The organism is Mesorhizobium sp. M1328 (genome assembly GCF_040318075.1).
In the GTDB taxonomy this organism is placed as follows: Bacteria; Pseudomonadota; Alphaproteobacteria; order Rhizobiales; family Rhizobiaceae; genus Mesorhizobium.
In genome coordinates this window covers 41134-62492 of the sequence record NZ_JAMYLO010000017.1, presented here as the reverse complement: position 1 = coordinate 62492, position 21359 = coordinate 41134, and the positions used below count along the sequence as shown (strand labels likewise).

Below are 21359 nucleotides of genomic sequence, written 5' to 3'. Positions count from 1 at the left end.
TTACTTGCTGGCATAGGCCGCAGATCAAGGCTCAGCAAGTGGAGCAGGAATGAAAAACCGTCTCAAGTCAGGCGCGACGCTTGCAGCCGCAGTGTTCGCGTCTGTTGTCGCAGGCAACGCTTGCGCCGGGACGATGCATATTTTCTGGAAGGATCTGCGCCCGGCGAGCCAGGCAGCCGCCGAAAGCGTCGGGCTGCCGATGATCGCGGCCGAAATGCCGGATCATGGCGAGACGCTGTCACTCAACTTGCAGGACAAGACCGTACAACTCGCGGGCTATGCACTGCCGGTCGATCGCGACGGCGATCTCGTCTATCAATTCCTGCTGGTGCCCTGGACGGGAGCCTGCAGCCATATGCCGACGCCGCCGCCCAACCAGATCGTCCTCGTTACGCCTGCCCAACCCTACCGGATGTCTGAGGCCTACCAGCCGGTTTCGGTAACCGGCGCATTGCAGCCCGGCATGGAGAAGAGTCAGCTTTTTATCCTTGACGGTGTAAGCGTCATCCAGTCGGGCTACACTGTGCGCAAGGCCGAGGTGGTCGACGTCGACACCGTGCCGGACACGATCACGCTGCCGGTCAACTCGCCCTGGACTTTCCTCAACAAAAAGAAGAACTAAGCAGAAGAATCTCAGGCAGCGTTGGCGCCAGACTCCTTGTCGAGCACCATGTAATCCAGCGGCATCTCGGTCGTGTATTTGATCTGCTCCATGGCGAAGGAAGACGACACGTCGCGGATCTCGATCTTGGCGATCAGCCGCTTGTAGAAGGCGTCGTAGGCGGCGATGTCGGGCACCACGACGCGCAAGAGATAGTCGACGTCGCCGCTCATGCGGTAGAATTCGACCACTTCGGGAAATTCCTGGATAACTTCCGAAAAGCGCCGCAGCCATTCATGGCTGTGCGAATTGGTGCGGATCGAGACGAACACGGTGACCCGCACATTGACCTTTTCATGATCGAGGATGGCGACACGCCGCTTGATGACGCCCTCTTCCTCGAGCTTCTGGATGCGCCGCCAGCACGGCGTCGTCGACAGGCCCACCTTCTTGGCGACGTCGGCGACTGCAAGCGTCGCATCCTCCTGAAGGAGGCGGAGGATTTTTCTATCGAGGCGGTCCATTGGGTGCTCCCCTGATGCAAGTCGTCCAAAGTGCGCAGCGGCCTTGGCACAACGACATGCATAAAAACAAGAATTTAACGCGCGTCCCCTCATGCGCGACGCGCTTCGAGGAATGGATTACCATATTCTCTCTTGCTCAAGCCTATTACAAGAAAGAAATTCTGTTGAATAGCGCAAAAGCGAGTGATTTCTTGCCGAATGCCTAGCCGAGGCGATAGCGGATTTCCGATCTCAGAAAGGGCAGCAAATCCATTTCAAACCATGGATTGCGCTTCAGCCAGCCGGTGTTGCGCCAGGACGGGTGCGGCAGCGGCAGGACTTTCGGGTCGGTCGCCGCCGCCCAGATGGCACGCCAATCCATGACCGTTTCCGTCAGCGAGGGACGGCGCGCCGCGCCCATATGCCAGCTTTGCGCGTAGATGCCGATCGTCAGCACCATATCGACTTGCGGCATCAGCGCCATCAGCGATGTGCGCCATGCCGGCGCACATTCGCGGCGCGGCGGCAGGTCGGCGCCCTTGGCGTCCTGACCTGGAAAGCAAAAGCCCATTGGCACGATGGCAAACTTGTCCGTGTCATAGAATTCCTCGCTGCCGACGCCTAGCCAGCTTCGCAGTCGGTCGCCGGAGGCGTCGGTGAACGGCATGCCTGACACGTGGACCTTGGTACCCGGCGCCTGGCTGGCAATCAGGATACGGGCGCTCGAAGATGGCCTGAGCACGGGCCGCGGTTGGTGCGGCAACGGCCTGCCGGCCGGCCTATCGACGCAGATGCGGCAGGCGCGTACCCTCGCCGCCAGGGCTTCCAGCTCTTCGCTCATTCGGAACTCATTGTCAGGCGGCTGCACTCGGCCGGCTGGAGATTTCTCGATACCAGCGCAGCACGTTGGTGCACTCTTCGGGTACCTTGATGCGAGCCGGCTTCATGAAGTCGATGGCGACCAGCCCGGTGATGTCGGCGATCGAATAGGCATCACCGGCGACGAATTCCCTGCCGGCGAGCTCAGTGTCCAGAAATCTCAGGAATTCGATCGCCTTCGGCTTGTTGGCCTCACCCCATTCGGGGATTTGCGGGATCTCCCATTCCCTCATTGCGGGGTGGATATGCCGGAACGCCGCGGCGACACAGCCGAACAGATTGAACTCCACACGCCTTTGCCACATCTCGACGATCGCCTTGCCGAGCGCGCCACGCCCGAACAAAGCCGGCTCGGGGTGCAGTTCCTCGAAGTAACGACAGATTGCGACGGATTCGGTGATGATGGTGCCATCGTCGAGCTCGAGCACCGGCAGACGCTTCAGCGGATTGCGCGAGCTGACCGGCTGCTCTTTGTGCTCCAGCGCGCCCATGTCGACCGGCACCAGCGGAACCAGAAGTCCCTTTTCGGCCAGAAAAATCCGAACCCGACGTGGATTGGGCGCCCGCCCGCCGTCGAACAGCTTCATCTCTATCCTCCTCGTCCGTCCCGACGAACTATAGGCACAGCTCACCAGAAGCGAAAAATTTCGCGCAAGGCATCGCCGATCGACGCCAAGGTGCCGTGCTTTCTTTCGACCAGCTCGTGGCCGTGGCTCTCGCGCCAGTTCTTCGGCTCGTCGAAAGTTCCGGCCCAGATGCCGGCTTTGCCCGCGCGCGCAGCAGCTTCCTCGGTCTCGAAATCGCCAAAGGCGACCGCCCAGCCGGCCTCGACCTGCGCGCGGTTGAGATCCTTGCCGCCGACCTTGCAGTCGCCGAGCAGCCTGCCGTAGCGGTCGCGCTGCCAGCCGCTGCAGGAGACGGCTTTGCCGGCTATCAACCGCACCAGGGACTGCCGCGCGAGCTTGCCGCAGGGATAATCGGCACCGTCCTTCCGGCAGATCTGCGAATATTCCGGGGCGTCGATGCCACGCATGCGGATACGCTCGCTGCCGAGGGTGATGCTATCGCCGTCGTTGACGATGGCCGCGCCCTCCGTCTTGCGCGTCTCCACCCGGTCGAGGCGCGCCGCCAGGAGGATCAGCAGGCCGAGCACGATGAGTGTCAGCCCATAGTCCATTAGTCGGCGCCACAGGCTTCGCGGACGCGGCGCATAGTATCGCTGGCGCGGCCATCGCGACCACGAACGGCTCATATGGCAAACCGTTGGTTAATCATTCGAACGTAGCTTAACGAATTGAAATTGCTGCCCGCGTAAATTGAAGACTTCATGCCCCTGCAACGCTCGACCACGGCGGACAAGTTTATTGTGGACCGCAGGAAACGCCATCGCAACAGCGATGTCGCGCGCGCGGTGCGCAAGACGCGCGACCGTCTTTCGCAGCAAGCCGGAAATCCCGACTTCGACCGCGAGCTTTTGAAACTCCACGCGCTTTCGATGACCGGCGGCGTGATCGTCATCCCGCTGCTCGTTCTGGCAACGGCCGCGGCAGGCTTGTTCGCGGGCATCGGCAAGGAGATCGGCGTCTGGGCGCTGTTCACATTCATCTGCTATACCATCGTTGCATTCATGGCGAGACGCGTCACTCAAGCGTCCGAGCTCAACCCGCTGGAGACGCATAGGGATTTCCTGATCGGCCATTTTCTTTGCGGGCTTGGCTGGGCCTGGTTCGCATGGCTCGGCTGCGAAACTTGCCAAATCGATCAGTTCCAGGTCGCCAAGGCGGTGGTGCTGCTGCTCGCCATGTCGGCAACCGCGATCCTGGCATCGTCCCTGCGCGGCGCGCTGTTGGCGACCTTCGCCCTCCCGGCCGCCATCTATGCCTATGCCAGCGCAAAATTATGGATGCCGGTCGAAGTGATCATGGCCGGTTTGCTGATCGCGTCGCTGCCTTTCTTCGCCTATGTGGCGCGCCAGCTCAACCGTTCCTCGCTGATGCTGCTTTCGTTCCGCTCCGAAAAGGATGCGCTGATCGCCGAATTGGAGACGGCGAAATCGATGTCGGACGAGGCACGGCGGCGGGCGGAAGACGCCAATCTGGCGAAATCGCGTTTCCTGGCCTCGATGAGCCACGAACTGCGCACACCGCTCAACGCCATTCTCGGCTTTTCCGAAGTGATGGCCAACGAGGTGCTCGGCCCGATGAGCAACCCGACCTATCGCGACTATGCCCGTGACGTGCATGACTCCGGACAGCATCTGCTCGACCTGATCAACGAAATTCTCGATTTGTCGCGCATCGAAGCGGGCCGCTACCAGCTCAACGAGGAGCCGATGATGCTGCTCTCCGTCGTCGAGGATTGCTGCCACATGATGGAGCTGAAGGCGCGCAACAAGGACATCCGCATCGTCCAGGATTTCGAAAACGCCTTGCCGCGCCTGTTCGCCGACGAACGCGCGGTGCGGCAGATTGCGCTCAACCTCTTGTCCAATGCCATCAAGTTCACCGCGACCGGCGGCGAAATCCGCGTGCGCGTCGGCTGGACGGCGGGCGGCGGGCAATATCTCTCCGTCAAGGACAATGGGCCGGGCATACCGGAAGACGAGATTCCGATCGTGCTCTCGGCCTTCGGCCAGGGCTCGATCGCCATCAAGAGCGCCGAACAGGGCACCGGGCTTGGCCTGCCGATCGTGCAAGGCCTGCTGGCCATGCATGGCGGCGAATTCCAGCTCCATTCCAAGCTACGCGAAGGCACCGAGGCGATCGCCATCTTCCCGCTGAGCCGGGTGATGGAGGAACTGCCGGCGCTGCCGACCAAGGCGGTTGCTTCGCGCCGGCGCTGAATGCCTAGCCGCGGACTGCCGCCGCCATGCCTGAACTGGTCAACGCGGCCGCCTTGACCAGGCCGGCGGCAAGAGCCGCCCCTACCCCTTCGCCTTGGCTGACGCCCAGATCGAGCAGTGCGCGAAGGCCGAGGCGCTCGGCGGCCTTGGCATGGCCAGGCTCCGGCGACAGGCTTGCGAGGAGACAATGATCGAGCGCGGCGGGGTTGGCGGTATGTAGGACACCAGCGGCCGCAGTCGCCGTGAATCCATCGAGCAGCACCGGGATCTTCTGCATCCGCGCCGCCAGAATGGCGCCGCAGATCGCTGCGAATTCCCGTCCGCCGACCCGGCGCAGCGCTTCCAGCGGGTCCTTGAGGCTCGCGCCGTGAAACGTGATCGCGGCATCGACCACCTCCGCCTTGCGCCTCTGCATTGCCGCGTCGGCCCCCGATCCAGGGCCGATCCAGTCGGCGCCGCTGCCGCCGAAAAGTGCCGTGCAAAGAGCCGCGGCGACAGTCGAATTGCCGACGCCGAGGTCGCCAAGGCAAAGCAGGTCGGTGCCACCGGCAATCGCTTCCATGCCGAAGGCCATGGTGGCGGCGCAACCGCGCTCGTCCAGTGCCGCATCCTCGGTGATGTCGGCCGTCGGGATGTGCAGAGCCAGATCGAACACCTTCAAGCCGAGATCATGAGCGATGCAGATCTGGTTGATTGCTGCACCGCCTGCGGCGCAGAGCTCGACTGCATTTGCCGTGGCGGCGGCGGGGCGCGGCGAAATGCCGTGGCGGGTAACGCCATGATTGCCGGCAAAGATCGCCACCAATGGCCGCGTCACCGCCGGCGGCGCGCGACCGCTCCAGCCGGCGAGCCAGGCGGCGATGTCCTCGATGCGGCCGAGCGAGCCTTCGGGCTTGTCTGCCTTGGCAAACAACTGGCGCACGCGGGCCTTGGCCGCCATATCTGGCGGCGGCAGGCTCACCAGGAGGTCGCGAAAATCGTCGAAAGGCAGCGCGCTGGTCATGTCGATGGCGATCGTCCGTATGAATTGGTGAGCGGCATAGCCGCCTTGGCCAGCCGGCACAACCTCAAGCCGGCACAACCTCCAGGCCCGGTACAACTTGGCGGTATTGACGCGAAAGCATTCGTTGGCGGCGCATCCCGGAGGGCTTGCATTGACTTTGTCGTTGCACCATGTGGAGGCTAGCCAAGGAAATCCTTATGACGGCCATTGAATCCCCGTGCATCCTGGTCTGCTCGATCGATATGAAAACCGGCTTCTGTTTCGGTTGCGGGCGCACGCGCGAGGAAATCGCCGCCTGGATCGACATGACCCCACAAACCCGCCGCAGCGTCATGGCCGAGCTGCCGGCAAGGCTGGAAACGGTCGAGCGACGCCCCCGCCGGGAAACCCGTCGCAGCCGCATGGCACGCGAACGCGACGCCCTCTCGTGAACCGGCCGCAGAGATGAACCGACTATTGTGGATTCTGATCGTCGCGATCGGGGCGGGTGTACTCCTGCTCATGCTCAACGATTCCGCCGGCAGTACATTCGGCATTGAGAATTACAACTTCAGCCAGCTGATCTGGCTTGGCGCTTTAGCGGCGCTCGTCGGTGCCGGCCTGCTCAGATCGGGCAGGCCGTTAGGCACCATGGCACGCAGCCTCGGCGCCTGGGCTGCCATTGTGCTGGCGCTGATCGCCGGCTATCAGTACCGCTATGAGTTGCAGGATTTCGCCAGCCGCATCACCGCCGGCCTTGTTCCCGGCAGTCCGCTGGCGCTGGGTGTGGAAGAAGGCCATGCCACCGTCACCCTGGACAAGGCCGGCAGCGGCCATTTCGAAGCGCGCGTCACGATCAACGGCACGCCAATCCTGACGGTTGTCGACACCGGCGCGACCAGCACCGTGCTGACCGCCGAGGACGCGCTGGCGGTCGGGTTCAATTCGGCGGCTCTCCGCTTCACCATACCGATCTCTACCGCCAACGGCATGACACGCGCCGCCGCCGTGCGAACCGATGAACTGTCGATCGGCGGCATCGTGCGCAAGGACATGCCCATCATGATCGCCGCACCCGGCACGCTCGGCCAGAGCCTGCTCGGCATGAATTTCATCGGCTCGCTATCGGGCTTCGACGTACGCGGTGACCGCATGGTGTTGCGGGATTAAGTTTTTCCTCAGGCCGCCTCTGCGGTCCTGCCGAAATCGACCTCTGCGAAAGCCGCCTTGAGCACCTGCGGTCCGGCACCCTGCTTGGTCGCCTCGATGGAAAGGATCTGCCGGTAGCGGCGTGCACCGGGCAGGCCGTGAAACAGCCCGACCATGTGCCGGGTGACATGCCCCAGCCGGCCGCCCTGCTCGATATGGCGTGCCGCGTAGTCCGCCATCGCATCGATCAGTGCGGCAAAATCGAACGGCTCAGCTGTGCTGCCGTAAAACGCGGCATCGATGCCGGTCAGTATCCCTGGCGTGTGATAGGCGGCGCGGCCGAGCATGGCGCCATCGACATGGTCGAGATGCGTCAGCGCCTCTGCGAGAGATTGAATGCCGCCGTTGATGCCGATGAATTTGTTTTTCTTTCTGGCTTTCAGCCGATAGACGCGGCCATAGTCGAGCGGTGGGATGTCGCGATTTTCCTTTGGGCTCAGTCCTTCCAACCAGGCCTTGCGGGCGTGCACCCACAGCGCGTCTGCGCCGGCCGCGAAAACACCGTCGGCCAACGAATCGAGTGCCGGTTCCGGATCCTGCTCATCGACGCCGATGCGGCATTTGACGGTAACCGGTATTTTCACCGCCGCCTTCATCGCCGCGACGCAATCCGCGACGAGTACGGGCGCCTTCATCAGGCAGGCGCCGAAGGTGCCCGACTGGACGCGGTCGGACGGACAGCCGACATTGAGGTTGATTTCATCATAGCCGAAGGCCTCGCCGATGCGCGCCGCCTCGGCCAGCTTTCCAGGATCGGCGCCGCCGAGCTGCAGAGCCACCGGATGTTCGCTGTCGTCGAAGCCGAGCAGCCGCTCGCGTGCGCCGTGTATGACCGCATCGGCCACCACCATCTCGGTGTAGAGCAGCGCCTCGCGCGTCAGCTGGCGATGGAAGAACCGGCAGTGCCGGTCCGTCCAATCCATCATAGGTGCCACCGCAAGTCTGTGGCGTAAAGTATTCATTTTACTATTTTCTCTGTCTCGGTCCGTCCGATACTCCGTTGAATGACAGAGCAATTTGGCAAGAGATGCACACCCAACTAACATGATATACGATTTTGCCGCCGCAACTGGAAGCAAATTGGCATGTCACATATGTCACTGTACGCACCAGTTAGATGCCTGCCGTGGAACGATGCACCGCCGGCGGCATACCAGTCAGCCAAGGCGAAGCGTGTTGCGGGCGATCTGCCACGCGGATTCGACGTGTCGCCGGGCTGCCGCCTCCGCCTCTTCCGGCTTGCGCGACCTGATGGCATCCATGATTTCGGTCATTTCGGCGATCGCCGGCTCGCGACGGTTCTCCGACGCGATCGTCATCGAGCGGAGCTGGTTGATGCGGACGTTCAGACCCGTCACGATTTCCCAGGCTATGCGCTTGTCGGCCGCCTCGAACAGCGTTTCGTAGAACTTGGTCGTCGCCCGCATCACCTCCACCGGCGCGCGGGACGCCCACGCGTCAAGCAAGTTCGTCAAGGCGGCATCGAGCGAAGCGATCTGCGCGTCGGTCGCCGATAGCGCGCAAGTCCGTGCGGCGATGCCCTCCAGCAGCGCCCGCAATTCGTAGATTTCGTCGGTGCGGCCGAGATCCGGCCTGGCCACGGCCGGCCCATGGCCCGGTATCATCTGCACCAAGCCTTCAGCCTCCAACTGCCGCAGAACCTCGCGCACGACGGAACGGCTCACCCCAAGCTGATCGCAAAGCGGCCGTTCGATCAGCCTTTCGCCGGGCTGGAAATGGAAGCCCATGATCGCCTCGCGCATGCGCTCCAGTGCCAGCGCCCTCAACGTCTTGGCCGAGCGGTCGATCCGCAGCGTATCGTCTGACATTTCTTCTCCGCCTCGCTTGGGCCGCCACAAAACAGATTCCGCAGCCGATTGACAAGGTCCTTGGCGCTCCATAGCATGGTATACCATAAGACGATATAGAGGTGACAGTGCTACATGGTGCCATCGCGACCGAGGATTTTATGAAACCGGCCATCCGAAAGACCGTCACCTATATCGAGAACACGCTTATCGAGGGCGGCAAGGCAGCGCCCAAACCATTGCGCCTGATCGGCGTTGCCGCGGTTCTGACGAATCCCTGGGCCGGCCGCGGTTTCATCGAGGATCTGTCCCCGGAGATCCGCGCCATTGCTCCCATCCTCGGCGAGATGCTGACCCGGGAGATCCTCGCCGTCGCCGGTTCCGGCGAGGCGATAGAAGGCTATGGCAAGGCCGCAATCTGCGGAACTTCGGGCGAGATCGAGCACGCATCGGCGCTGATCCATACGCTGCATTTCGGCAATCACTACCGTCGCGCGGTCGGCGCCAAGACCTATCTCGCCTTCACCAATCTGCGCGGCGGGCCGAACACGCCGATCATGATCCCGCTGATGGACAAGAACGACGAAGGCCGCCGCTCTCACTATCTGACCGTGCACTTCCAGATCGGTGACGCACCGGCGCCCGACGAGTTGGTGGTGGCGCTTGGCGCTTCGATCGGCGGCCGCCCGCACCATCGTATCGGCGACCGCTATCAGGATCTGAAAGAGGTCGGAGATCTGCATGGCTGATACCGCCGCCTCCGCATGGGTCCGGGACATGGCTCCCGATGGAACCGCCTTCATCCGCGCCGGCTCCGGCGCGCCGGTTCTGCTCATTCACGGCGTCGGCATGAACGCGACGATCTGGCACGACCAGATTGCATCGATGAAAGACCATTACGAGCTGATCTCCATCGACATGCTCGGCCACGGCGCTTCACCGCTGCCGCCGGAAGACGCCGCCCTGTCGGATTTCGCCGATCAGGCGCTGCGCCTGCTCGACCATCTTGGCCTTGCTTCGGTGTCGATCGTCGGCCATTCGATGGGCGCGCTGGTCGCCCTGGAAATCGCCCTTCGCGTGCCTTCGCGCATCCGCTCCGTCGTCTGCCTCAACGCGGTGTTCCGCCGCCCCCCAGCGCTGGCGCAGGCCGTGCGCGAACGTGCGGCAGCACTCGGCTCGCATGGCGATGCTTCGGCCGTCTCGGCAACGCTTGCCCGCTGGTTCGGCGACCCGCTGCCGGCGAGCCTTGCCGGCGCGGCCGCCACCGCTCGCGCCGCCCTTGAAAGCGTCGACCCCGAAGGCTACGCGCGCACCTATCGCCTTTTTGCCCATGCCGATGCCGAGCATGCCGATGCTCTCCCCCGCCTTGCCGCGCCGGCCCTGTTCATGACCGGGTCGCAGGACAGCAATTCGACGCCGGCCATGTCGGCGGCGATGGCGAGGCTCACGCCGCGCGGCCAATGCCTTGCCATCAGCGGAGAAAGGCACATGATGGCAATGGCTTCTCCTGAAAAAGTGACCAAACACATCACGGAATTTCTCGACACGGCAGGAGACGCCGGCGTGAAGCCGGGGACGGATACCGTCTTTGACAGCGGCGAATTCCGGCGCGCACTCGGCTCGTTCCTGACCGGCGTCACTATCGTCACAACGATCGGCGCGGAAGGCGAACCGCGCGGCTTCACCGCCAACTCGTTCACCTCGGTCTCGCTCGAGCCGCCGCTGGTGCTTGTCTGCATCGCCAAGAGGGCGCTGGGACACAGTGCTTTTTCGACATCGAGAGGTTTCGCCATCAACATCCTGTCGGAGAGCCAGAAGGCCCATTCCGGCATCTTCGCTTCCAAAGCAGCGGACAAGTTCGCGGCCGTGGCCTGGCAACCGGGCCGCACCGGCAATCCGCTGATTGACGGCTGCGTTGCGGTGTTCGATTGCGGCATGGAGCAGCTGGTCGATGCTGGCGATCACTCGATCCTCATCGGCCGCGTCCGCGACTTCAGCCACAACGGCGCCCAGCCCCTCGGCTATTGCAGAGGCACCTACGTCACGCCCGGCCTCAGCCAGGAGGCGCTGGCGGCAGCTCCCCCCGATACGGAGGTCGGCGCCATTCTCGAGAACGATGGCCGTGTGCTGTTCGTCGAAACGGCCGACGGGTTTCATGAATTGCCTGCCGGACGCGGACTGGGCACGCCAAACGATGCGCGCAGCCTCAAGGGGCGCCTTGCCGCCAGGGCCATAGACGCCCAGCTCGGCTTCCTGTTCGCGGTGTGGGACGATGCCGCCGAACCTTGGCGCACGCATGTTTATTATCGCGGAACGGTCGAGGGCCCCTATTCCGACGATCGCCAGATGCGGCTTGTCGACATCGAGCAGATCGCCGATCTGAACATCGCCGATCCCGCGGTTCGTTCGATGCTTGCCCGTTATGCGCGCGAGCGTGCGGAAGATGCATTCGGCGTCTATGTCGGCAACGAGGTCGAAGGCGAAGTCCGGCCGCTCGCCAAGCCCTCGCCTTCTCAAATTCCTCTTTCCGGCCGCGGGTGAAACCGATGAAGTTTTCGCTTTTCGTGCACATGGAGCGATCGGATCCGGCCAAGCCGCATTCCGAGCTTGTCGGCGAGCTGGAGGAGCTGGTTCTGCAGGCGGAAGAGGCAGGATTCGAGACTGCCTGGATCGGCGAGCATCACGGGATGGAATTCACCATCTCGCCGAACCCGTTCATCAACATCGCCTGGCTCGCCGCCAAAACCAGGCGCATCCGGCTCGGAACAGGAACCATCGTCGCGCCGTTCTGGCACCCGATCAAGCTTGCCGGCGAAGCAGCGATGGCCGACGTCATCACCGGCGGCCGTCTAGACATCGGCATTGCGCGCGGCGCCTACGCTTACGAATACCAGCGGCTTTTCCCAGGCCTCGAGGCCTGGGGTGCCGGCCAGCGTATGCGCGAGATGGTGCCGGCGATCCGCGGCCTGTGGGATGGCGATTTCGAACTCGCCGGCGAATTCTGGTCGTTTCCTTCAACCACCTCGTCGCCCAAACCGTTGCAAAAGCCTTATCCGCCGATCTGGGTGGCCGCACGCGATCCGAACTCGCACGACTTTGCGGTTTCCAGAAAATGCAACGTCCAGGTGACGCCGCTTGCCTCCGGCGATGGCGAAGTGGCCAGCCTGATGGAGCGTTTCAACGCGGCGTGCAATGCCCACCCCGACGTATCAAGGCCGGAGATCATGCTGCTGATGCATACTTTCGTTGCCGAGGACGCCGCGGAGGCTGACCGGCTCGCGCAGGATCTGTCGCAGTTCTACTGCCAGTTCGGCGCCTGGTTCCAGAACAAGAAGCCGGTGCACCAGGGCATAATGGAAGCGCTGACCGAGGACGAGATCGTGGCGTTGCCGCAATATGCGCCAGACAAGATCAGGCAGAACCTTGTCATTGGCGAAGCCGACGAGGTGATCGCCAGGCTGAAAGCCTACGAAGCGCTCGGCTACGATCAGTATTCGATCTGGATCGACAGCGGCCTTTCCCATCGGCGCAAGAAGAAATCGCTGCAGCTCTTCATCGACAGGGTGATGCCGGCCTTTTCCGAGCCGAAAGTTGGATTGCGATGAGCACCACTCAATTCAGGAACTATATAGACGGCAGCTTCGTCGAAGTGGCGGCGACCTTCGACAGCATCGATCCCTCGACGGGCGCGCCATGGGCGACGATGCCCGCTGCATCGTCTGATGATGTCGACCGCGCCGTTGAAGCCGCTCACCGGGCGCTGCGCTCCGCCCCGTGGGCAGCCATGACGGCAACGGCACGCGGCAAGCTTCTGGTGCGGCTCGGCGATCTGGTGGTCGCCAATGCCGACCGGCTGGCTGAACTCGAGACGCGCGACACCGGCAAGATCATCCGCGAGACCCGCGCCCAGATCGCCTATGTCGGCGACTATTACCGCTATTATGGCGGGCTGGCCGACAAGCACGAGGGCTCGTTTGTCCCCATCGACAAGGCCGACATGGAAGTGACCATCCGGCCGGAGCCAATTGGCGTCGTCGCCGCCATTGTGCCGTGGAATTCGCAGCTCTTCCTGTCCGCCGTCAAGCTCGGGCCGGCGCTGGCGGCCGGCTGCACCATCGTTCTGAAAGCATCGGAAGACGGCCCTGCCCCGTTGCTGGCCTTCGCCGAACTCGTCCATGAGGCGGGATTTCCCGCCGGGACCGTCAACATCCTGACCGGCTTCGGCCACGATTGCGGTCACCGGCTGACCAGTCATCCACTCGTCGCCCGCGTCGCCTTCACCGGCGGTCCCTCGACCGCTCGGCAGATCGTCAGGAATACGGCGGAAAACCTCGCCTTCACGACGCTCGAGCTCGGCGGCAAAAGCCCGGTCGTGGTGTTCGCCGATGCCGATCTGGACAGCGCCGCCAACGCGGTCGTTGCCGGCATCTTCGCTGCCACCGGCCAGAGCTGCGTCGCCGGCTCGCGGCTGCTGGTCCAGCGCTCCGTGAAGGACGAATTCCTCGCCCGGCTCAAGCGCAAGGCCGAGGCGATCAGGATTGGCGATCCGCAGGATCCCGCGATCGAAATGGGACCGCTCGCCACCTCGCGCCAGCGCGAATGGATAGAGAAGATCATTGCTGAAAGCTTGGCCGCGGGCGGGCAACTGGTCACCGGCGGCATCCGCCCCGCGGGCATGTCGGACGGCTTCTATTACGCGCCGACGATTATCGACGCGCCTGATCAGACCCTTGCCTGCGTGCGCGAAGAGCTCTTCGGCCCGGTGCTATGTGTGCTAGCCTTCGACAGCGAAGCTGAAGCGCTTTCGCTCGCCAACGAGACTAAGTTCGGCCTGGCGTCCGGCGTGTTCACCACCAATCTGGCAAAAGCCCACCGCATGGCGCGCGGCATCCATGCCGGCGTGGTCTGGATCAACACCTATCGGGCGGTCTCGCCGCTGGTTCCGTTTGGCGGCTACGGCCAATCCGGGCTCGGCCGCGAGGGCGGCCTCGATGCGATCCGCGACTACACGCGTTCGAAATCGGTGTGGATACGCACCTCCGACGACCCGATTCCCGATCCTTTTGTCATGCGGTAGCCGCCGCTGGCCGGAGATGCGCGATCAAGGCGAAAACGACCGATCGCGAACAGACAACAACGAAAACAACAGAGGAGAACGACATGAAACTGATCATCACCGGCATCCTTGCCGGATTTATTGCAACGACAGTTCTGGCAACGACGGCCGCAAAGGCCGAGGACATGGTGTTCACCAGCTGGGGCGGGACGACCCAGGAAGCGCAGACCAAATCCTGGGCCGAGCCGTTCACCGCTGCATCCGGCATCAAGGTCATGCAGGACGGCCCGACCGACTACGGCAAGCTGAAGGCGATGGTAGACAGCGGCAGTGTCAACTGGGACGTCGTCGACGTCGAGATGGATTTCGCCATCAAGGCGGCCAAGGACGGTCTGCTGGAGCCGATCGACTTCAAGACCGTGCCGAAGGCCGACCTCGATCCGCGCTTCACCACCGATCACGCCGTCGGCAGTTTCTACTATTCGTTCGTGCTCGCCTGGAACAAGGGCGCCGTTTCGGGTGAACCGGCCGGCTGGGCCGACATGTTCGACCTGCAGAAATTCCCGGGCAAGCGGACCTTCTACAAATGGTCGGCGCCCGGTGTCATCGAGATCGCGCTGCTGGCCGATGGTGTTCCGGCGGACAAGCTCTATCCGCTGGATCTCGATCGCGCTTTCAAGAAACTCGACACCATCAAGTCGGACATCGTCTGGTGGGGCGGCGGGGCGGAGTCGCAGCAATTGATCGCATCCGGCGAAGCAACGTTCGGCCAGCTGTGGAACGGCCGCGTCTTCGCACTGGACAAGGATGGCGCCGATGTCGGTGTCTCCTGGAACCAGAACCTGACCGCAGCCGACGTTCTGGTGGTACCGAAGGGTGCCAAGAACAAGGATACGGCGATGAAATTCCTCGCTGCGGCGAGCGGCCCCGCTGGCCAGGCCAAATTTGCCGAAGCCAGCGGTTATGCGCCGATCAACACCAAGGCCAAGGCAGAGATGCCGGCCGATGCCGTGAAATCGCTGCCGGACGCTCATGTCGACGGACAGATCAATCTCGACATGAACTACTGGGCCGCCAATCGCGACACCATCGCCGCGCGCTGGTATGCCTGGCAGGCGAAATAAGCCCGCCCTTGAACCGCAATGGACGAGACGGTTCGCGCCGTCTCGTCCCGTAGCCGGGTCGCTGTCATGTCGGTCGAAACACGCCGGAACTTTGGAACGGTGCGGGTGCCGGCAGGTCTCAATGGCCTGCTGCCGGCCCTGATTCTGATTATGCTGTTCTTCGTCGTCCCCGTGCTGGCGCTGCTTTTGCGCAGTGTCACGGAGCCCGAGCCAGGCTTGCAGAACTATGCTGCCCTGCTTGGTGACGGCACCTATGCGCGGGTGTTCTTCAACACATTCCTGGTCGCGGCGTTGGTCACCATCGTCACGGTCCTTGTCGCCTTTCCGGTCGCCTGGATGCTGGCGATCATGCCTTCGGGACTGGCCTCGATCATCTTCGGCATCATCATTCTGTCGATGTGGACGAACCTGCTCACCCGCACCTATGCCTGGATGGTGCTCCTGCAGCGTACCGGCGTCATCAACCGGACGCTGATGACCATCGGCGTCATCGACCAGCCGCTGCCGCTCATCAACAATCTCACCGGCGTCACCATCGGCATGGTCTATATCATGCTGCCCTTCATGATCCTGCCGCTGGTCGGCACGTTACGGGCGATCGATCCGATGACGCTGCGTGCGGCGTCGCTGTGCGGCGCAAGCCCTTTCCAGGCGTTCCGCCGCATCCTCCTGCCGCTGTCGCTGCCCGGCGTCGCCGCCGGTGGCCTGATGGTCTTCGTCATGTCGCTCGGCTACTTCGTCACGCCGGCACTGCTCGGCGGCACGTCGAACATGATGCTTGCCGAAATGATCGCGCAGATGGTCCAGTCGCTGCTCAACTGGGGGCTCGGCAGCGCCGCAGCCTTCATCCTGCTTGTCGTCACCATGGCTCTCTACGCGCTGCAGCTGCGCCTTGTCGGTGCCAGGCGCATTAGCGGAGGCATCTGAGATGCTGCTCGACTATGACCGCATGGGTGGACTGCGGGTTGCCCTGCTCGGCTTCACCGCGCTGGTCGCCGGCTTTCTTCTGTTGCCGGTGGTCTTCATCGTCCTGCTCTCCTTCGGCTCGTCGCGCTGGCTGGCCTTTCCGCCGCCCGGCTGGACGCTCAAATGGTACCAGGAGCTTTTTGCCGATCCGGCCTGGCTCGACGCCGCGCTGACCAGCGCTCGGATCGCCACCATGACGGCGATCCTGGCAGTGGCGATCGGCCAGCTCGCCTCCTTTGCTCTGGTTCGCGGACGGTTTGCCGGACGTGAGATCCTGCGCGGCCTGCTGCTGACGCCGATGGTCCTGCCCGTCGTCGTCTTCGCCATCGCCATCTACGCCTTCTTCCTTCGCCTCGGCCTCGGCGGTACCACCATCGGCTTCGTCATCGCCCACACCGTGTTGGCGCTGCCCTTCGCCATCATTCCGATCGCCACCGCGCTCGAAGGGTTTGACAAGTCGATCGAGGACGCGGCAATCGTCTGCGGGGCAAGCCCGCTCGAGGCCAGGCTCAGGATCACCTTGCCGTCGATCCGGATCGGCATCTTCTCCGCCGCGATCTTTTCCTTCCTCGCCTCATGGGACGAAGTCGTGGTGGCGATCTTCATGGCCAGCCCCAGCTTGCAAACCTTGCCCGTCAAGATCTGGGGCAGTCTGCGGTCGGACCTCAGTCCGGTGATCGCCGCCGCCTCAAGCCTGCTTGTCGGGCTGACGCTTGCCCTGATGGTGGTGACGGCGCTGCTGCAGCGAAAGTTCCGGACATGACCCAGCCTTTCCTCTCCATCCGCAATCTACGCAAGGCGTTCGGGGCGATCGTCGCCGTGCACGATGTCACGCTGGACATACCCAGGGGCGAATTCCTGACCTTCCTCGGGCCCTCCGGCTCGGGAAAATCGACGACGCTTTACGCGATCGCCGGCTTTCAGGACCCGACTTCCGGCGATGTCTTGCTGGAAGGAAAATCACTGCTTGCAGTGCCTTCGCACAAGCGCAACATCGGCATGGTCTTCCAGCGCTACACGCTGTTTCCGCATCTGACGGTGGCCGAAAACGTCGCTTTTCCGCTGCGGGTTCGCCGCCGGCCGGATGCTGAGGTGAAGAAAAAGGTCGCCGACATGCTGGCCCTGGTGCGGCTCGAAAGCTTTGCCGGGCGCTTACCCGGCGCGCTGTCGGGCGGCCAGCAGCAGCGCGTCGCGCTGGCCCGGGCGCTGGCCTACGATCCTCCGATCCTTTTGATGGACGAGCCATTGTCGGCGCTCGACAAGAAGCTGCGCGAGGAAATCCAGGGCGAAATCCGCCGCATCCATCGCCAGACCGGCGTCACCATTCTCTACGTCACCCACGATCAGGAAGAGGCGCTGCATCTGTCGGACCGGATCGCCCTGTTCAAGGATGGCCGCATCGAGCAGACCGGCACCGGCGAGGATCTCTATCTCAGGCCGGCGACCGACTTCGTCGCCGGCTTCATCGGCAATTCGAATTTCCTCGCCGCCGAACATCTCGACACCACCAACGGCACGACAACGATCCGCATGACAGACGGTTCGGTCATATCCGGAGTGAGGCCCAACGGCACGTTCGGCAAAGGCCAGAAGACCAGGCTGATGATCCGGCCCGAAGCCTTTAGCATGGAGCGGAGCCCGGCGTGCGCGGAGCTGAATGTCGAGATCGTCGATATCGCATTTTACGGCGAGCGCCGGCGGATCGTCGCGCGCACCCCCGCTGGACAGGAGGTTGACATCAGGCCGACCTCCGCCGCCATGCAATCGCAGGGTGTGTCGCCCTGCAGCCGGCAGGTCTTTTTCGATCCGGCGGCGGCGTTCCTGTTTCCGGCTTGACTAAGCCGCGGTGGATCGCCGCCATCCAACGCTTCGCAGCGATGGAGGCGTGCTTAGGACAAGTTGTGGTTCGGTCCATCATCAGCTTCGTCGGCAAGCGCGTAACGTGTTCGACACTACCGGCGGCTGATTGGATGGCGGGGGGCAGCTCCTCTGTCCATTGACAGTCGTCATGCTCGGTTGGAAGATGAAGAAGGTCAGCGGCGATAGCCATACGGGAAGGCAATGGTCCAACCGCCAGATACCGGACACCATCCTGGCAGCGTCGTCGCGGTCATCGTCATTTGTTTGGTCATCGTTGCTTTGTTCTTCATAGGCTTCAGATACTCGAGGCCGGGCCAGGGTACTCTCGTTATTCCCGGCGGTACGCTGCAGCAACCGTGAATCCGACCCCGTGGCGCTGATGCGGAGCTGTTCTCAGGCTGCCAAAAGTGCCCCGGCGGGACTGGGGCGAAGACCGCAAGAATGGTCCGGCGCTTCACAGCCGGTCTTTCGCAGCCACCGCGGCATTCCTTTTCCCGCCTAAACAATCAAGCTTGGCAGATCGACCAAATTGGGAGCCGACGAGCCTCATCCGCGCCAAGCACTAGACGGCCCTGATCAGCCGGAGCAGAGAAAGCGCTTCGAAAAAGCTCCCCTTGCGAAAGGCGAGATAGGTCGGCTCTTCGACACCGTGGAATCGGCGCTTGAAGGCCGCCTGCCCCTGCAGGTTGAAGCGGGTGCGATTGACCCACGGCGAGTCATAGGCGCGCTGGAAAGCGCGCCGCCAGAAATCGCTTTCGGCAAACCCGCTAGGTTCGATTTCGACAAGCGGCGACAGGCCGAGGGTGATGACGGAAACACCTTCGTCGCGAAAACGGTCGACCGCAAATTTGGTCAGGCCGATCTCGGCATGCGCCGAGGCATCGATGTGCTTGCGCTTGAACGAGGTGGTGTAGCCGATGAGCTTGCCGTCGCTGAACAGCGGATCGAAATCCAGCAAGGCCGCGAGCTCCCCATCCGGACCGTGCAGGACGAAACGGCGCATATCGACGCCAAGGTGATCGGCAAAAGGCCTGTTGAGAAACCTCATCTCCCAGCGCTTGACGATGCGGTCGGCCCGCCAATTCTGGGAGAGCCTGGCAATCTCGTCGAGGAAGACGGTCCCGTTGTCCTCCGCGAAGGAAAACCCCTTCCTGAAGAGCCAGCGTTCGGAATAGCGCACTGTCTCATTGCGCTTTCCGGAAAAGTCGTGTCCGGGCAGGACAAGCCTGGTGTCGACGCCGAGGCGGTTGACCTGATAGCCAAGCCCGGCAAGCACGCGCGCCGTCTGTTCGCCGATCTGCACGAACCACGGGCTGCCGGCAACCTCGATGAAACGTCTGATATAGTCGCGCCGATCGGCCGGATCAGCCACTGGATCACCGAGCGCGAAATGATGTCGCGTTTTGCTGCCATAAGCGATGTAGCCGTGGGCATCGCCAAAGTAATGAAGCCCCTTCTGCACGGCGGTCGAATAGGCAAGGGAAAAATCACCATGGCGACGAACCAGCGCCAGGCGCTCGACATGGTTCAGCTGCAGCCGCGGCATTTTAGGCCCGCGGTTTTCCAGGAATCGATCGAGGCGTCTTCGCAGTGACGGCATGGTCGACTTTCGCGTGCCGGCTAGGCCGATGAAAGAGCTGACGGACCCCAAACCGATCATATTGCCGCGAGCTGATCCTTAACTGGGTGCGGCATGCCTACCCGGCCGAAACTGCCAGAGTCCTAGGCGCAATCTGCCCCCGGTCCCGCCCAAAGGCGCGCCGCGCATTGTTGCCGACGCCCAGCGCCTGACGGCTGGTTGCTGCTGCGCCCCTGGCGACACGAAAATCGATGCCACTTCGGAAGCGCTCAGGTCACCTGCCAAACACGATGCTCTTATCGAACTGCGCTCTGAGAAGATTCTGCTTGATCGGAAGCCAGGAACTCGTCGCGTTCTGCTATCCACAAATCGGCGTAGTCGACATTCTGCCACTCGGCAAACCACGGGCCGCCGCTGGTATAGTGGACCGCCTTAGGCGTGCCGACAGCAGGCTTTTCGTTCCAGCCTTCGAGCCAATTCCACTCTACCGGCAATGAACCCAAATCCTTGTCGGCAACCCACTGCATTCGGTGAAGATAGGCGCCACTTTCCTGATTCACGACCTCTGGCGTGAGCGATTTGACCGAAGGATGCGCGCAATTGAACAGCATCAGCGACGACCAGTTTTTCCGAGGATAGGACGTCTGGACCACGCCATCCATCTTGGTCGTGGCCTTCGGCGTATAGTCATGCTGGACGCAATAGACCGCCTTGTCCGAGTCCGTGTATTTCAGCAGGCCCGCGACGTCACCAAGCCACAGGAAATCGCAATCGCAAAACAGGGCCCAACCCGTGTAGTCGGCGAGAAAGGGCGTGAGGAAGCGCGTGTAGGTGAACTCCGTTGAGGCGAGCGGATCTTTTTCCCGCCAGTACAGCCTACGGGCACGCATCTCGTCCTGTTTGATCGGAATGACGGAGACAGGCGCCGACGCATGTTTGAGCAGCGAATGCCGCGCGACGTCGTACGCGATCGGCTCACGGCTGTCCCATCCGATAAATACCCTAAACGCATCAGTCATATTCACTACCCTGGCTTTCGATTTTAACGGTCGTACACTAACTAGTTGGCGATGGCTCGGCAACAATGGCGGTCAACCAAGCCGGTTTCTCACAGATTTGTCCTGGTCTCAGCCTTGCTCTTTTTTGGGTGCACCTGGCCTGGCATTCCCAATGCGACACGCGCCCATTTCTGATAGGTGTAGCTGGCCGAATACGCGGCCACCATCGCGCCAATGGAACCGTCCAGAAATCCCAGCCGGAAAATATAGCTGCGCACATAGGCCCAGACGGAGCGCAAGACCGCCTTGCCTATCGAGCTTTTTTTGCCCTCGGCAAGCAGTTGCGCGGCGGACGCTTCTGCGTACCGGCCGATCTTGTCGTGGGCATCTGCCAAGTCGGTAATGGAATCGTGCTCGATCGGCTGGGATAATCGGCTGACCTTCCCGTTCACCAATACCTTCTCGTGCACGGTGTCGTCGCTGAAGCGCCCGGAGCGGCGACGGAAGAGCCTGAGCACCAGATCGGGCGACCAGCCGCTATGGCGGACAATGTGACCGCAAAAGCGCGATCTTCTCGGCATTTCGAAGCCGTCATAGGCTTTTGGGTCGGCGATTGCGGCCCTGATTTCCGCGCCGAGCGGCGCCTCCACCCACTCATCGGCATCCAGCGAGAGGATCCAATCCCCCGTTGCCGCGGCCAGCGCACGGTTTTTTTGCGCGCCGAAACCGGGCCAATCAACGGTCATCAGAACCTTGGCCCCCAGATCACCGGCAATCTCCCTGGTCCTGTCGCTGCTGTTGTTGTCGAGAACGACGATCTCATCGGCAAAATGGACCGACCGAAGGCATTGCGCGATGGACGCCTCCTCGTTGCGGGTGATGATAATGACCGAGAGCGCCGGCACGGTCAGAATGTTCCGGCATCAAAGCTGCCACTGTCATTCGAATGCAT

The 21359-nt window shown here is 62.6% G+C and carries 21 protein-coding genes and 1 pseudogene; 12 read left to right on the top strand and 10 right to left on the bottom strand.

What is annotated here, in order from left to right; genetic code table 11:
- Positions 1 to 49 precede the first annotated feature (49 nt).
- Positions 50 to 622 (top strand): DUF3299 domain-containing protein, encoded by a 573-nt coding sequence (locus NKH23_RS25020; protein ID WP_352466225.1) that lies wholly within the window; start codon positions 50 to 52, stop codon positions 620 to 622.
- Positions 623 to 633: 11 nt separating this feature from the next.
- On the opposite strand, the gene NKH23_RS25015 is transcribed toward NKH23_RS25020, so the two are convergent.
- The 4 genes and pseudogenes from NKH23_RS25015 to NKH23_RS25000 all read right to left on the bottom strand — a co-directional run bounded on the left by NKH23_RS25015 (position 634) and on the right by NKH23_RS25000 (position 3235).
- Positions 634 to 1125, bottom strand: a complete 492-nt coding sequence (locus NKH23_RS25015; protein WP_006333679.1) for an Lrp/AsnC family transcriptional regulator — start codon at positions 1123 to 1125, stop codon at positions 634 to 636.
- 202 nt (positions 1126 to 1327) lie between these two features.
- Positions 1328 to 2019, bottom strand: a pseudogene (locus NKH23_RS25010) (uracil-DNA glycosylase family protein).
- Entirely contained in the window at positions 1959 to 2570 is a 612-nt protein-coding gene (locus NKH23_RS25005) for a glutathione S-transferase (protein ID WP_352977202.1), read from the bottom strand. The pseudogene NKH23_RS25010 and the gene NKH23_RS25005 overlap by 61 nt, the downstream one beginning before the upstream one ends.
- A 41-nt stretch (positions 2571 to 2611) precedes the next feature.
- Positions 2612 to 3235 (bottom strand): thermonuclease family protein, encoded by a 624-nt coding sequence (locus NKH23_RS25000; RefSeq protein ID WP_352466227.1) that lies wholly within the window; start codon positions 3233 to 3235, stop codon positions 2612 to 2614.
- A 75-nt stretch (positions 3236 to 3310) separates the two neighbouring features.
- On the opposite strand from NKH23_RS25000, the gene NKH23_RS24995 reads away from it, so the two are divergent.
- A complete protein-coding gene (locus tag NKH23_RS24995) occupies positions 3311 to 4825 on the top strand; it encodes a sensor histidine kinase (protein ID WP_352977201.1) in 1515 nt (504 codons plus the stop codon).
- Between the two features lie 4 nt (positions 4826 to 4829).
- On the opposite strand, the gene NKH23_RS24990 is transcribed toward NKH23_RS24995, so the two are convergent.
- On the bottom strand, positions 4830 to 5828 hold the full coding sequence (locus tag NKH23_RS24990) for a nicotinate-nucleotide--dimethylbenzimidazole phosphoribosyltransferase (protein WP_352977248.1): 999 nt from the start codon (positions 5826 to 5828) through the stop codon (positions 4830 to 4832).
- Between the two features lie 197 nt (positions 5829 to 6025).
- On the opposite strand from NKH23_RS24990, the gene NKH23_RS24985 reads away from it, so the two are divergent.
- Positions 6026 to 6259 carry a DUF1289 domain-containing protein gene (locus NKH23_RS24985; protein WP_031193575.1) on the top strand — a complete coding sequence of 78 codons (234 nt, stop codon included), beginning with the start codon at positions 6026 to 6028 and terminating at the stop codon, positions 6257 to 6259.
- Between the two features lie 13 nt (positions 6260 to 6272).
- Positions 6273 to 6977, top strand: coding sequence for a TIGR02281 family clan AA aspartic protease (locus NKH23_RS24980; protein WP_352977200.1), 705 nt, complete (start codon positions 6273 to 6275; stop codon positions 6975 to 6977).
- 8 nt (positions 6978 to 6985) lie between these two features.
- On the opposite strand, the gene dusA is transcribed toward NKH23_RS24980, so the two are convergent.
- Both dusA and NKH23_RS24970 read right to left on the bottom strand, forming a co-directional pair.
- Entirely contained in the window at positions 6986 to 7978 is a 993-nt protein-coding gene (dusA, locus tag NKH23_RS24975) for a tRNA dihydrouridine(20/20a) synthase DusA (protein ID WP_352977199.1), read from the bottom strand.
- A gap of 195 nt (positions 7979 to 8173) precedes the next feature.
- Positions 8174 to 8845 (bottom strand): GntR family transcriptional regulator, encoded by a 672-nt coding sequence (locus tag NKH23_RS24970; protein ID WP_352977198.1) that lies wholly within the window; start codon positions 8843 to 8845, stop codon positions 8174 to 8176.
- 140 nt (positions 8846 to 8985) lie between these two features.
- Here NKH23_RS24970 and NKH23_RS24965 point away from each other — a divergent pair, with 140 nt between their 5' ends.
- The 8 genes from NKH23_RS24965 to NKH23_RS24930 all read left to right on the top strand — a co-directional run bounded on the left by NKH23_RS24965 (position 8986) and on the right by NKH23_RS24930 (position 17806).
- On the top strand, positions 8986 to 9573 hold the full coding sequence (locus tag NKH23_RS24965) for an amino acid synthesis family protein (protein ID WP_352977197.1): 588 nt from the start codon (positions 8986 to 8988) through the stop codon (positions 9571 to 9573).
- Positions 9566 to 11365 carry an alpha/beta fold hydrolase gene (locus tag NKH23_RS24960; RefSeq protein WP_352977196.1) on the top strand — a complete coding sequence of 600 codons (1800 nt, stop codon included), beginning with the start codon at positions 9566 to 9568 and terminating at the stop codon, positions 11363 to 11365. The genes NKH23_RS24965 and NKH23_RS24960 overlap by 8 nt, the downstream gene beginning before the upstream one ends.
- A gap of 5 nt (positions 11366 to 11370) precedes the next feature.
- The gene (locus tag NKH23_RS24955) at positions 11371 to 12429 is read left to right on the top strand and encodes an LLM class flavin-dependent oxidoreductase (protein ID WP_352914735.1); all 1059 of its coding nucleotides are present in this window, start codon (positions 11371 to 11373) and stop codon (positions 12427 to 12429) included.
- Positions 12426 to 13901 (top strand): aldehyde dehydrogenase, encoded by a 1476-nt coding sequence (locus NKH23_RS24950; RefSeq protein ID WP_352719437.1) that lies wholly within the window; start codon positions 12426 to 12428, stop codon positions 13899 to 13901. Before NKH23_RS24955 ends, NKH23_RS24950 begins: the two co-directional genes overlap by 4 nt.
- 83 nt (positions 13902 to 13984) lie before the next feature.
- A complete protein-coding gene (locus NKH23_RS24945; protein WP_352719435.1) occupies positions 13985 to 15004 on the top strand; it encodes an ABC transporter substrate-binding protein in 1020 nt (339 codons plus the stop codon).
- 66 nt (positions 15005 to 15070) lie between these two features.
- Complete coding sequence (locus tag NKH23_RS24940; RefSeq protein WP_502908356.1) at positions 15071 to 15931, top strand: ABC transporter permease; 861 nt, start codon at positions 15071 to 15073, stop codon at positions 15929 to 15931.
- A gap of 1 nt (position 15932) precedes the next feature.
- Complete coding sequence (locus NKH23_RS24935; protein WP_353025382.1) at positions 15933 to 16733, top strand: ABC transporter permease; 801 nt, start codon at positions 15933 to 15935, stop codon at positions 16731 to 16733.
- Positions 16730 to 17806: an ABC transporter ATP-binding protein gene (locus tag NKH23_RS24930; RefSeq protein ID WP_352977194.1), complete on the top strand. Its 1077-nt coding sequence runs from the start codon at positions 16730 to 16732 to the stop codon at positions 17804 to 17806. The genes NKH23_RS24935 and NKH23_RS24930 overlap by 4 nt, the downstream gene beginning before the upstream one ends.
- Positions 17807 to 18392: 586 nt before the next feature.
- On the opposite strand, the gene NKH23_RS24925 is transcribed toward NKH23_RS24930, so the two are convergent.
- The 3 genes from NKH23_RS24925 to NKH23_RS24915 all read right to left on the bottom strand — a co-directional run bounded on the left by NKH23_RS24925 (position 18393) and on the right by NKH23_RS24915 (position 21312).
- A complete protein-coding gene (locus NKH23_RS24925; protein ID WP_352977193.1) occupies positions 18393 to 19430 on the bottom strand; it encodes a phosphatidylglycerol lysyltransferase domain-containing protein in 1038 nt (345 codons plus the stop codon).
- A gap of 275 nt (positions 19431 to 19705) precedes the next feature.
- Complete coding sequence (locus NKH23_RS24920) at positions 19706 to 20428, bottom strand: glycosyltransferase (RefSeq protein ID WP_254817270.1); 723 nt, start codon at positions 20426 to 20428, stop codon at positions 19706 to 19708.
- Between the two features lie 89 nt (positions 20429 to 20517).
- Positions 20518 to 21312 (bottom strand): glycosyltransferase family 2 protein, encoded by a 795-nt coding sequence (locus NKH23_RS24915; RefSeq protein WP_352977192.1) that lies wholly within the window; start codon positions 21310 to 21312, stop codon positions 20518 to 20520.
- Positions 21313 to 21359 lie beyond the last annotated feature (47 nt).